This window comes from Vibrio aerogenes (genome assembly GCF_024346755.1).
Lineage (GTDB): Bacteria > Pseudomonadota > Gammaproteobacteria > Enterobacterales > Vibrionaceae > Vibrio > Vibrio aerogenes.
Genome location: NZ_AP024861.1, coordinates 2,581,709 through 2,594,742, shown reverse-complemented (window position 1 = coordinate 2,594,742; position 13,034 = coordinate 2,581,709). Strand labels below are relative to the sequence as shown.

11 protein-coding genes are annotated in these 13,034 nt (G+C 48.5%); 8 read left to right on the top strand and 3 right to left on the bottom strand.

The genetic code is table 11. The annotated features are described in order from the left end of the window. Positions 1–124: 124 nt before the first annotated feature. Both OCV29_RS11525 and OCV29_RS11520 read right to left on the bottom strand, forming a co-directional pair. Complete coding sequence (locus OCV29_RS11525) at positions 125–1,498, bottom strand: acetaldehyde dehydrogenase (acetylating) (RefSeq protein WP_073604590.1); 1,374 nt, start codon at positions 1,496–1,498, stop codon at positions 125–127. A gap of 434 nt (positions 1,499–1,932) precedes the next feature. Further along, positions 1,933–2,166: a hypothetical protein gene (locus tag OCV29_RS11520; protein ID WP_073604589.1), complete on the bottom strand. Its 234-nt coding sequence runs from the start codon at positions 2,164–2,166 to the stop codon at positions 1,933–1,935. A 323-nt stretch (positions 2,167–2,489) separates the two neighbouring features. Between OCV29_RS11520 and OCV29_RS11515 the strand changes: the two genes are divergently transcribed. From OCV29_RS11515 to OCV29_RS11485, 7 genes are all read left to right on the top strand, one after another. Further along, positions 2,490–3,419: a dioxygenase family protein gene (locus OCV29_RS11515; protein WP_073604588.1), complete on the top strand. Its 930-nt coding sequence runs from the start codon at positions 2,490–2,492 to the stop codon at positions 3,417–3,419. A 600-nt stretch (positions 3,420–4,019) separates the two neighbouring features. Then, entirely contained in the window at positions 4,020–5,030 is a 1,011-nt protein-coding gene (locus OCV29_RS11510; RefSeq protein WP_073604587.1) for a substrate-binding domain-containing protein, read from the top strand. 24 nt (positions 5,031–5,054) lie between these two features. After that, complete coding sequence (locus OCV29_RS11505) at positions 5,055–6,059, top strand: ABC transporter substrate-binding protein (RefSeq protein ID WP_073604623.1); 1,005 nt, start codon at positions 5,055–5,057, stop codon at positions 6,057–6,059. Between the two features lie 84 nt (positions 6,060–6,143). Then, positions 6,144–7,028 carry an ABC transporter permease gene (locus tag OCV29_RS11500; protein ID WP_073604622.1) on the top strand — a complete coding sequence of 295 codons (885 nt, stop codon included), beginning with the start codon at positions 6,144–6,146 and terminating at the stop codon, positions 7,026–7,028. 4 nt (positions 7,029–7,032) lie between these two features. Then, entirely contained in the window at positions 7,033–7,812 is a 780-nt protein-coding gene (locus OCV29_RS11495) for an ABC transporter permease (RefSeq protein ID WP_073604586.1), read from the top strand. A 36-nt stretch (positions 7,813–7,848) separates the two neighbouring features. Continuing rightward, positions 7,849–8,955: an ABC transporter ATP-binding protein gene (locus OCV29_RS11490; protein WP_073604585.1), complete on the top strand. Its 1,107-nt coding sequence runs from the start codon at positions 7,849–7,851 to the stop codon at positions 8,953–8,955. Between the two features lie 19 nt (positions 8,956–8,974). After that, a complete protein-coding gene (locus OCV29_RS11485; protein WP_073604621.1) occupies positions 8,975–9,790 on the top strand; it encodes a phosphodiesterase in 816 nt (271 codons plus the stop codon). A 133-nt stretch (positions 9,791–9,923) separates the two neighbouring features. Here the strand turns inward: OCV29_RS11485 and OCV29_RS11480 are convergent, their stop codons facing one another. After that, positions 9,924–10,619 carry a helix-turn-helix domain-containing protein gene (locus tag OCV29_RS11480; RefSeq protein WP_073604584.1) on the bottom strand — a complete coding sequence of 232 codons (696 nt, stop codon included), beginning with the start codon at positions 10,617–10,619 and terminating at the stop codon, positions 9,924–9,926. A gap of 664 nt (positions 10,620–11,283) precedes the next feature. Here OCV29_RS11480 and OCV29_RS11475 point away from each other — a divergent pair. Further along, entirely contained in the window at positions 11,284–12,903 is a 1,620-nt protein-coding gene (locus OCV29_RS11475; protein ID WP_073604583.1) for a methyl-accepting chemotaxis protein, read from the top strand. Positions 12,904–13,034 lie beyond the last annotated feature (131 nt).

The window sequence follows — 13,034 nt, the reverse complement described above, 5'->3', positions numbered from 1 at the left end:
AAATAATAATATTAAACTTATTGTTTAAATCATGTTTCAGACTATTTTCATGGCTATTCGAAGAGCGAAGTTTAGTGCATATTAAATCACAGGATTTGCTTATATTTTTCTGCTTCTTGCTTAATTAAGCCGCCTTACTAACACAGCAATCAAAGTCATACACAACTTTCTTGATATTAATTAAATGCTCCGGACCGACATTATCTGAAACAGAACTGCCACCGATGGCACCGCAGCCTAAGGTCAGAGAGGGAATCAGTTCTGTGGTCGCACCAATCGCGCCCAGCGCACTTGGCGTGTTCACGAGACAGCGTGAGACCGGTACGCGCAGAGAAAAATCCTGAATGACCTGATCATCATCAGAGTGTATTGAAGCCGTATGGCCGCTGCCTTCGTTTTCCAGAAGTTCCACGCAACGATCGATGGCCGCTTTACTGTCTTTTTCGACATACAGTGCCAGAATTGGCGTGAGTTTTTCCCGCGAATAAGGGTTGGTTTTAGACACGGAATACTGCTGTGACACCAATACCTTCACATCATCCGGTACACTCAGACCTGCCATGTCAGCCACATAACTGGCTGGTTTTCCAACGATTTTCGGATTCATGGTGCCATTTTCGCGCAAAATCACTTTGCTGAGCTGTTCAGACTCTTCCGCCGACAAAATGTAGCCACCTTGCTGTGCAATTTCTTTTTTCACCTGAGCTTCAATGGTCCGTTCCACGACCAGTGACTGCTCGGACGCACAAATCACACCGTTGTCGAAGGTTTTACTCAGCACGACTTTCTTGACCGCTTCTTTCACATTGGCTGTTTTTTCGATAAAGGCCGGACAGTTACCTGGGCCAACGCCAATGGCGGGATTGCCTGAACTGTAAGCTGCTCTGACCATCGCTTCACCACCGGTTGCCAGAATCAGTGCCGTGTCCGGGTTGTGCATCAGCGCTTGTGTACCTTCCAGCGACAGCTGGGTCATACAGCCGATAATGCCTTGTGGTGCGCCGGCTGCGACTGCGGCTTCAAGGACGATCCGGGCTGTTTCCAGAATACAGTTTTTCGCCGAAGGATGAGGCGAAATCACAATACCGTTACCGGATTTCACCGCAATCAGGGTTTTGTAAATGGTCGTGGAAGTCGGATTGGTTGACGGAATTAACGCGCCCAGTACGCCCATGGGTACGGCGATATCCAGTGTCCGTGTTTCGGTGTCTTTACGTAAAATTCCGACTGTTTTTTGATCTTTGATGTAACGGTACAGGTCATTGGTGGCAAAATCATTTTTCGTGATTTTATCTTCAATATTACCAAAACCGGTTTCGAATACGGCCATTTTTGCCAGACGGGCTGATTCACGTTGCGCGGCTTCAACCATGCTTAACACGATCGCATCGATTTTTTCCTGTGAAAAAGTTTTTAACTGGCTTTGTGCGGCTTTCGCTTGCTGAATCAAATCGATCGCTTCTGCGACGGATTCATTGTGTAGGGTTTCACGTCTCATTGGAACCTCCTGGTTTGTTGTTTTATCCCGCACTGCCGGGGATTTCCGGTTGGGGGGATGTTCATATTTGAACGTTAAGGGTAATGAGCTCTCTATGGGATGTAGCATATCAACAGGCGGGATCGACAACTAATTCAGCTTTTAAAAAAATAGCTCTTTTTTAAATCAGGGGCTGAAATAACAGTATCTGAGGTCACATTTTTGCTATGTTTTTAAATTTGCCGATATTTAGAGCAACGTACATATAATCAATGCGTCGTCAGATGTTGGTCATACATATAGATTTGAGTGACGGTAGGTTTATCTGAAATAATAAAATAACCGGATGTGACTGAATCGATTTAAATTTAATATTATTCTGACGATAAAACGCCGGTATATAAATTTACAGACCGGCGTTGTTTACACTGAACAGAAGTTCACGATGTGAATGATTAAACTTCCGGATCAGGTTCTGGCACATCACAAATATTGGTTTTAGGGTAATTTTGTTTTTTTGCTCCGGTTCCGGGGTTCATGGCTTTAATCCCTACGCCGGTCAGAGAATAGTCTTCATAAGCATAGTTTTCAGGATCTTCAACCAGATCGGCCAGTTGTGCATTGACGGCATCCATAATGGCATCATCCAGACCTGTCACCATACCGGTACAGGAGCCAAAGGCTAACATTTCGGTATCGACATCATCAACGATGCACGAATAGGCAAACAGGCCGTCAAATGTGCCTTCTGGTTGTATGAACCTGAAAACCGATACATCGCCGGTATTTGATGAATTGCAGTGCTATCTGCCTGAATCGTCGATAAATAATTAAATGTTCTAAAGAAGCGCCATCAGAGCACTAAAATGATGATTGAAGTCTGTATTTCATCCTCAACAGGGGTTTCACCAATGTAAACCTGAGTAAATCGGCTTTATACACAGATTTGCATTTATATAATCAATGATCTCAACGTAAAAAATAAACAGAAAATATACAGGAAATATGAATCATGGAAAGTAATAAGCAAGAGTCAGATACCAACCGGAGAAAGGTATTAAAGTCCATCCTGTCTGTTGCAGTTGCCGCTGTTGCTGCCGGGTGTAACAGTGAGGGATCAACCACAGCGGCTTCCGGAAGCTCAACGACAGACAGTTCAACGACAGATAGTTCAACAACGGATAGCTCGACCACGGATAGCGACACCGATACAGGGACAGACGGGAGCACGGATTCAAGCGATTCAACCGATTCATCTGAGGTGAGCTGGGCATCGGGCGGGACGAAAAATATGACGGCTAACTTCCCGGAGGACAGCCTGTTTGAAACCGCAGGGACTTGTGCTGTCTCGCTGACAGGCGCACTGACCGAAGGACCGTGCTACTTTGACGGGGATTATCTGGAAGATATTTCAGAAGCGCAGACTGGTTTGCCAATGATGCTGTGTTTACAGTTGATCGACCAGAATTGTGAGCCATTATCTGGTTATGAGATTGAAGTGTGGCACTGTAACGTCGATGGCCTCTATTCCGGTGACACAACCGGCAGCAGTGACACCAGCGGGTTCAGCAGTGGTTTTTGTACCGACAATGACAGTGAAGCGCTTGCTTCCCGTTGGTTCCGGGGGATTCAGGTGACCGACAGCAGCGGCCGGGTGAACTTTAAATCCTGTTTTCCGGGCTGGTATTCAAGCCGGGTGATCCATATTCACTTCCGGGTGCGCAATAACAATAGTGACGAAGTTATTTCTCAGTTTACCTTTACCGATGATTTTTGTACTGAAATATGCACGACGCACACAGATTATGCCAGCCGTGGGGCACCGGATACTCTGATTGCCTCAGATACGGTCTTCAGCAGCGGCGCCAGTGGATATATTTTCAATACACAGCAGAACGATGATGGATCGCTGGTTGCTTATAAACGCATTATTATTAGTTAAGCAATATCCGCTAATACTAATCTGAAAAATAAAACAGGTCCCGGCAGGAGAGCGCCGGGACCTTGCTTATTAAGGTTTACAATGAAGATGAATCTCACTAACTATTAAAGCTTAAACTCCGGGGTTATGCTGTCTCATTTATGAGAATAAATCCGGTTTATGCAATAAAAAACTGTAATAAAAAAACAGCGATAAGCAATTGATAGTCATGATGTATATTGAAATGCATGTCCGGTTACTGTGCTTGATTTAAATGCATCAGATCTCTTAAAATCACGCCCGCTTCTCTTCTGTCCTTTGTCCATATGTCCATCCTTTGCCCATCGGTGATAATCCCTCTTTCTTTCACGACCTAACTATTTTATGTGATATTTATCACGATTTTTTGTTTAAAAAAACATCAGCTTTAGTGTGTATCTGCATGAAACAAAAATGTTTCATCGTGCTATCTTCCGGTATCTTGTGGTTATCTTGAGATAAATTGCGCTCAATTCTCAGTAACGTTCCAAAAACCTGTCACAAAACCTTCATTTCATCTGCCTATGCTGGGTTCAGTTTTTCATCACCGGACTGCCGGGAAAGCGGATAGAGAGGTCAGCCATGAATATTCGGGATGTTGCAGCCCTTGCCGGTGTCTCTCCGGCCACCGTCTCCCGGTTACTGAATCAGACCGGCAGGGTCAGTGCCGTTGCCCGTGAACGGATCGAAAAAGTGATTCAAACCACCGACTATGACCCCGGCCGGAAATCAGGACGCATTGAAGTGAACCACAATCCGACAATTGGGGTGGTCATTCCGAGCCTGCTGAATCCGGTTTTTTCGGAGATTGTCTCCGGCATTCAGGCACGGGCCAGACATTTTGGCTTCTCGGTCATGATTGCCGATACCGGTTATGAACGGGAACGCGAGCGTCAGGCCGTGGTCGACCTGATTCGTCAGCGGGTCGCAGGCGTCATTTTGACGGTGGCCAGCGTGGAAAACAACGAAGCGCTGTCGCTGCTCCGGGAATTCCGTTTTCCTTTTTGTCTGGTCCATAACCGCTCAGAGGGAAATGAGCCATCTGTCTTTGTCGATAACTATCAGGCCGGTCATGATGTGGCCTCGCAACTGATTGCATCAGGCCACACCCGGCTGGGCATGGTGGCCGGGCAGTTTCAGGTTTCAGACCGGGCCAGACAGCGGTATGCGGGATTTCTGAGCCGGATTGATGCGGATGATTCAGCGCTGTCTGAAGCACTGATCGAAGTCGACCCGTGTGACGATGCGCCTTTTGATCACAGTTGTCTGCTGACCATGCACCGTCAGGTCACCGCATGGTTTTGCAGCAACGATTTGCTGGCGATGAAGCTGATGCATTACTTTTCCCGCCGCGGCATCCGGGTGCCTGAAGCGGTATCTGTGGTTGGATTTGATGGCATGTCTTTCGGGCAGCTGGTTTCTCCGCCCTTAGCAACCGTCCGGGTGCCGCACCGGACAATGGGAAATTGTGCGGTGGATTTATTGTTTAACTCCCGGCATCAGACCGGGTTAACCCTGCAACGACAACTGGATTATGAAATGAGCCTGCGTGGTTCAGTCATGAAACGTCAATCACCTTTATATTGTTCCTGATACAGGTAGAAAGTTATGTTGAGAATGAAGTTAAAACACTGGGCAAAACTGGCAGTTATCAGTGCCGGAATGATGGTTTCTGTGGCGCAGGCTGCAGATGCAATTTGTTATAACTGTCCGCCGGAATGGGCGAACTGGGGCGGGCAACTGAAACAGATCAAACATGAGTTGGGCATTCGTGTGCCGATGGATAATAAAAACTCGGGTCAGTCTCTGTCGCAACTGGTGGCCGAGAAAAATAACCCGGTGGCGGATGTTGTCTATTATGGGGTGTCGTTTGGTATCAATGCGAAGAAACAAGGTGTGACGGAAGCTTATAAGCCGAAGAACTGGGATAAAATTCCGGCCGGACTGAAAGACCCGCAGGGATACTGGTTCGCGATTCATTCCGGCACGATTGGTTTTTTCGTCAATGTGGATGCACTCGATGGTAAACCGGTGCCGCAGTCATGGCAGGACTTACTCAAGCCTGAATACCGGGGCATGGTTGGCTATCTTGATCCGACCAGTGCATTTGTCGGTTATGCCAGTGCCGTTGCAGTGAATCAGGCGATGGGCGGAAATCTGGACGATTTCTCACCGGCAATCCATTATTTTCAGCAGCTGGCGAAAAACAAACCGGTCGTCCCCAAACAAACCTCTTATGCCAGAGTGATTTCCGGAGAAATCCCGATTCTGCTCGATTATGACTTCAATGCTTACCGGGCAAAGTACAAAGATAAAGCCAATGTCCGGTTTGTGATTCCGCAGGAAGGGACGATTGTGGTGCCTTATGTGATGAGTAGTGTCAAAGGTGCACCGCATCCGCGTAATGGGCATAAAATTCTCGATTTTGTCTTATCTGACAAAGGACAGCGCTTGTGGGCGGACGCTTATTTAAGGCCTGTGATTGCGTCTGCAATGAGCCCGCAGGCGAAGGCGAAGTTCCTGCCTGCTTCTGAATATCAACGGGCAGGAACCGTTGACTTCGGAAAAATGGCCGGGGTGCAGCAAGCGTTTACACAAAATTATCGTCAGCATGTGAATTGATCTTTACAGGCCGTAAGCTCCGGCGGCGGATACCGCCGGATTTATCCTGTGCTTTCGTCTCATTATTTTCCGGATGAAGTTGCTATGAATGTTCGATTCAATCACCGGCTGTTGATTTTGCCTGCCGGTATCATCTGTCTGGCGTTTTTTCTGTTACCGCTGACCCGGCTGGTTTGGTTGTCAGCTTCCGGGGGCGGAGCCGGATATCTGGCGATTATCACCGACCCTGTCTATTACCGGAGCCTGCTCTCTACCGTGGTTTTATCGGTGACGGTGACTGTGATCAGTCTGGTGATTGCCACGGTGACCGGACTCTTTCTCACGGATTCCCGGCTTGAGGGGCAATCGTCTCAAGGGAAATCGTCTCAGGGCCAACTGTCTCAGGGTAAACCGTCTCAGGGGAAGGCGTTTCGGGGGAAAACCCTGCTGATTGCGATGCTGAGTTTTCCGCTGGCTTTTCCCGGTGTGGTGATTGGCTTTTTCATCATTATGCTCGGTGGCAGACAAGGGCTGGTGGCTCAGCTGAGTTTAGCGCTGAGCGGAGAGCGCTGGGTGTTTGCTTACTCGATAGCCGGGCTGTTTTTGGGTTATCTGTACTTTTCGATTCCCAGAGTCGTCCTGACGGTGATGGGAGCGGCTGAGAAACTTGATCCCGGTTTACCGGAAGCCGGGCGCTCTCTCGGAGCCAGTCGCTGGCAGATTTTACGCGATATTACGCTACCGGCATTGATGCCGGGCCTGATCTCTTCGGGGTCGGTCTGCTTTGCGACGTCCATGGGCGCATTTGGTACGGCCTTCACGCTGGCTACACAAATCGACGTGTTACCCATGACGATTTATACCGAATTTACCCTGAATGCTAATTTTGCGATGGCCGCAACCCTGAGCCTTGTGCTTGGTGGGATCACCTGGCTGTGTCTGGTGATGGCACGGATGAAAGGGGCAGGTTCAGTGAATATGGGAGGATAAGCCAGTGAAAAGAGATGGTTTCTTTTATCTTCAGCTCGCTTTTACATTGCTGGTGTGTGCTTTTTTAATTGTGCCGGTGCTGATGTCAGTCACCGCTGGTTTGACGGTGAATTATTTTACCGGTATCCGCAGTGGTTTCACGCTGCGTTGGGTCGCGGAAGTCTGGGATATGTACGCAGATACGGTGTGGCTGACTTTACAAATTGCACTGACGACCACGGTGATCAATGTGCTGGCCGGTGTGCCGTGTGCGTATTATCTGGCCCGGTATCCATCGCGCTTTGCCGTAGGGTTTGAAGAATGCCTGACACTGCCCGTGGCGATTCCCGGTATGGCGATTGCGCTGGGGCTGCTGTCTGTTTATGGTGACCTGACCGCTTTCCGGTCAAGCTGGCTGTTTATTCTGACCGGGCATGTCATTTTTACCCTGCCATTTATGGTCAAAGCGGTACTGGCTGTGCTCAACAGCATCAACTTCCGGGTACTGGAGGAAGGTGCTGCCAGTCTGGGTGCTTCGTTCCGGCAACGTTTTATGGATGTCATTGTGCCGAACTGCAAAACCGGCATCATGAACGGGATGCTGATGACTCTGACGTTGTCGGTCGGGGAATTCAATCTGACCTGGATGCTGCACACGCCGCTGACCAAAACCTTACCGGTTGGGCTGGCCGATGCTTATGCATCCATGCGGCTGGAGATCAGCTCTGCTTATACGCTGATTTTTCTGTGCCTGATTTTACCGCTGTTGATCATGGCACAGTGGCTGAACCGCAGACCGGTATAACCCGTGTCTGACCGATGATTGTGAAGTGGAAAAGAGATGAAATTATCAGATTCAAGTGTATCAATTCACCTGAAACAGATTCAGAAAACCTTTGCCGATGGCACTCTGGCGCTGAAACCGCTGGATTTAGAGATTCACGCCGGAGAAATTCTGGTGTTGCTTGGTCCTTCCGGTTGCGGAAAAACCACAACACTGCGCCTGATTGCCGGGCTGGAGTTTGCCGATCCGGGCGGTCACATCAGTTTCGGTTCGCAGGATGTGACGGCGTTACCCATCGAAAAACGCAATGTCGGCATGGTGTTTCAGTCTTATGCGCTGTTTCCGAACATGAATGTGGCTGAAAACATCGGCTACGGGCTGCGGGTCAGAGGCGAAAAACCTGCACAGCGAAAGCAGAAAGTGGATGAAATGCTGACGATGTTTGATTTGCAGGCCTGCGCGCACCGGCCTGTGGATCAGTTGTCCGGCGGACAGCGTCAGCGGGTTGCGCTTGCACGGGCGATTATTACCCGGCCTCAGGTATTGCTGCTGGATGAGCCACTGTCTGCACTGGATGCTCAACTGAAAAAAAGGTTGCGGGGAGAAATCCATCTCTTGCTGAAAAGTCTGGGGATTACGGCGGTTTATGTGACGCATGATCAGGAAGAAGCGATGGAAATGGGGGACCGGATCGTGGTGCTTGAACAGGGCCAGATCGCACAAACCGGCACGGCTGAAGCGATTTATCTGAACCCGGAAAGCCGGTTTGTGGCCGATTTTATCGGACGGATGAATTATCTTCATGTGCATATCAAAGCCGGTTCATCCCATCCGCCGGTGCTGCGTCTGCCGGGGGGCAGTGTGTGGGAACTCCCTGAATGTCGTTTACCTGATGCCTGGCCACAGGCGGGGGAGGTGACGTTGATGATTCGTCCGGAGGATATCCGGCTGGCGACTGAAACTGCGGATAATACAGCGATTCCGGCAACAGTGGTCTCGGATGTTTTTCTCGGCGACCGGACCCGGGTGATTGTCGATATCGGCGGTGGTCACCCGCACATTTGTATCGATTGTTTTTCCCGCCGGATTTATGGTCCCGGACAGACTGTTTTTATTATCCCCGATGCATCCCGGCTCATCTGGCTCAACGCTGAAAAGGAGTAACTGCCTTGTGGAAAATGCAATGTTAATCGCACAACTGACTGATTTACATATCCGGGAGGGCGGGCAACCCGCTTATCGTCAGGTGGATACACTGGCCTGCCTGCGTGCGGCAGTCAACCATATTAACGGATTAATACCTCGCCCCGATCTGGTCGTCATCACCGGCGATCTGGGAGATTACGGCACGCCGGAAGAGTATGCGGTCGTTTTGCCGGAACTGAATCGGCTACTGCCACCGGTTCAGGTGATACCGGGCAATCATGATCACCGGGGATGTCTGCGGGAATCGCTGGCAACGCTGACGACATTTGATCACCCGCACTATTGCCATTTCATTCGCGAATGTGGTGCGTATGTATTGATTGGTCTGGATACCTCCGTGATTGGCGAGCCACATGGATATCTGACAGAAGAGACATTGCGCTGGCTGGATGATGTGCTGAAAAGCAACACGGACCGGCCTGTACTGCTGTTTATGCACCATCCGCCGCTGGCTGTTGGGTTACATCATATGGATATTCAAAAACTACAAAATGATGACCAGCTGCATGAGGTATTATTGGGATATAAGCATGTTAAAGGGATTGTCACCGGCCATTTACACCGGCCGGTGTTTGCGCTCTGGCATGATATACCAGTCTGGGTCGGGCCGTCCCACAGCCATGCTGTGACACTGGATTTGGACCCGCGGGCCCCTTCTTCTTTTTCTCTGGAGCCTGAAGCCATTCAGTTGCTGACGCTGACACCTGACTCTGTCGTCAGTCATCTCAGCTATATTCACGCCAGTGAAGGACCCTTTCCTTTCTTTGATGAGCACCATCAGTTGATTTGTTGATGGTGAGGAACAATGTATTCGTTTACAGAACAGTGTACATTAAAGAGGTGCGATACAGCGTCGCCCGGAAGAGAAAAAGATGTGCACCGGGTGGCAGGACAAGCCGGTTCCCGTTGTGTGGCGCTGATTTTTGTCAGGATGCCAGTTTTATGATTTCAAAATAGACCGATTCATCAATTTTTTCCGGGTTCAGCAGCATTTGGTATACCAGAGCGATGACCTGAGCTTTTTTCTCCTGTTCCAGCGTGAAATGGTGCTGTTGACACAGACAATCCACTTTCGTGATGGCGCGGGACAGCACGGTGGTATTGACGGCCTGAGCTGTCTGCTCAGTCGTGACAGCGGCAGACAGGGGATTTGTGTCGTCATTATCTGTCGCCAGCCACTGCAGAGAAATTCGCTCTGCGGCGGCAATCCGGCTGGCGATATATAAGCTGGGAACGGCACCATCGAGACAGGCTTGCAGTGTGGAGACACTGATATCCCAGTCTGATGCTGTCGTTTTTAAATCCCGGTTTCCCATCAGGGCCCTGAGTCGCTGCGGCAACAACTGACCTGCGCCGGATGTTTCGGCAATACAGTCGGATTCGCAACCGGAGATTAACCAGCCCATGCTCATGCCGGTGGCGACCGCAATTTTGGGCAGTTTGTCCATGACCGGGTAAGAGCCTTTTAAATATTTTCTGATCACGCTTTCTGAAATACCGCACCGCTTTGAAAAAGAGCGCACGGATTCATTTCCCATCACTGCTTTTAACCGATCTTTAAACTGATCAATTTGTTCTCTGTACGTCAGCAAAAGCGGCGTTATCTCTTGATTTGTATCCATGGAGTTACTCAATTTAATACTCATTAACAGCAGACCAGACGAAAGAAAACAAAAGCACGCATATTGGAGCAAAGTGCGTGCTTTTATTATGATTCTTGCGTGTGGTATTAATTTGTATATATGCATTTTATCCGATGTCAATACACCAGATTCGAATAAGTGTCTCACATATGAGTCTGCCATGGAAGTTGCATAGGATGATGCATGGGATGATGCGCCGGCAAACGGTTTTTGACCCGCTGCAAAGCTTTATCCGGTCCTCTTACCGGACCGTTGTTTGCAGTATTTCCATCATAAAAATGTCATGTTTTTTATTCAGTCTGCCGGTATGAAATTTGTATGTTTTTTAGCAGGTACCCGGAAAGCAGAAAATGGTTATAAATGAGAGAAGGGTTCCAACAAACAATAATTTTACTTTATCATGGTTCGAAAAAGGACGCATATAAGGTTAAAATAACCCGCGATTTGATAAATCCGTCAGTTGATAATCATAAATTCTAATAAATATTAATAAATTCTGTCACATAGAGCGCAACACTGTTTTAAATGGAAAGGGCTTCGGTCTACAATACGCAGCACTGCTGCACACAATAATTCAGGATGAAGCCTGTTTATGTTCCCCGCCAGCCGTGGAATATGACACATTGGAAGGATGGATTTACGCATGAAGAATATAAAAATCAGCCACTTACTCACCGCCGGGTTCTCTGTACCTGTTGTGGTTTTCATTATCATTACCCTCATTTCCCTCTCCCAGATGAGTACCATCAATCAGCAGTCAACGGTCATTTCTGACAACTGGTTGCCGGCCGTTCAGAATGTTGAGCGTTTAAAAAGCCTGGCGGCAGATCTGAGAAATCTGGAAGCTGTTCATATGATACTGACTGATCCCAAAGAAGTCAGGAAGGCTGATGAGCTGCTTGCACAGAAGAAGCAGCAAATCACAGACACACTGGAGGAATACAAACAATTCAGTACAGACGAGGAAGAAGAAAAACTGATGACAGAATTTGAGCATCGTTATCAGGATTATCTGGTGGTGCAGGACGAACTGTTAAAGCTGTCTTCATCAGGGCAACATGATCAAGCCAAACAACGTTTTATCGGGGATTCTCTGCAGGCTTACGTGCATTATTCCGGCCTGTTAACTCATTTGTCTGAGCTGGAAAAGGCATCGGCGGAAAAAGCCAGCGAATATGCTGACGTTATCCACAGCCGGGCGATTAAAATGCTGATTCTGACACTGGTGATTGCGGCGCTGGTCATGGCGGTGATTGCACTGATGATTTCACGTTATATGACCCGGACCATCTATCAGCTGAAAGAAGCCATTACCCGGATGGCCGATGGTGATTTAACCACGCAGGTTGATGAGATGGGCAGCAATGAACTTGGTGTGCTGGCTGATAGCCTGAACCGTTCTTCGGATCAGTTTAATACCATGACGACAAAACTGACTCAGGTCGCCAATCTGGTCAGTCACAACTCCGAATCTCCGGCTGCGAACATGACACAGTCCCGTGATAATGCGGAACATATCCTCAGTCAGGCGGAAATGATCGCGACAGCCAGTACCGAAATGGCAAGTGCGGCGCAGGAAATCAGCCAGAATGCATCGCAGGCAAAAGACTTTGCCGGTCAGGCGACAGCTTATGTGGACGAGGGAAATCTGGCCCTGATTCAGGCAAAAACGATTTCAGAGCGGATCACTGAGTCCGTGACTGAATCGGCTGATATTGTGAATCAGCTGAAAAATTACTCGACAGATATTGGTACTGTGATTGAAGTGATCCATGGGATCTCAGAGCAGACCAATCTGCTGGCACTGAATGCGGCGATTGAAGCCGCCCGTGCCGGAGAGCAGGGACGCGGATTCGCTGTTGTTGCAGATGAAGTCCGTAATCTGGCCACCAAAACCAAGGATTCAACGGTCGATATTCAGGAAATTATCCTGAAGCTGCAAACCCAGGCGGAACAGGCGGATCAGTTCATGAATGCGAATTTAGAGCTGGTGCAGGAATCGGAGCAGACTTCAGAGCAGGTGATGGATGCCTTTGAAAAAATTAAGTCCGGCATGAGCCAAATCTCTGATTTTAATACTCAGGTTGCTGCGGCTTCCGATGAACAAACCAGTGTCACGGATGAAATTTCGAGAAATATTGCGATGTCTGTAGACATGATTAATCAGAATGTCACCGCGATTCAGGATGGCACCAAGATTAGTCATGATCTGGAATCCGAAGCCGATGAGCAAAGAAAGCTGCTTGCTTATTTTACCGTGTAGTTGCTTATTTTACGGTGTAGCTTTTACGGTGTAGTTTTTAACCTATCGCTTTTACTGTGCAGCTTTGACCATGTGATATAAACCCGAATACCTGAATGATTGATCTTCAGGTATTCGGGTAGATTCAGAAC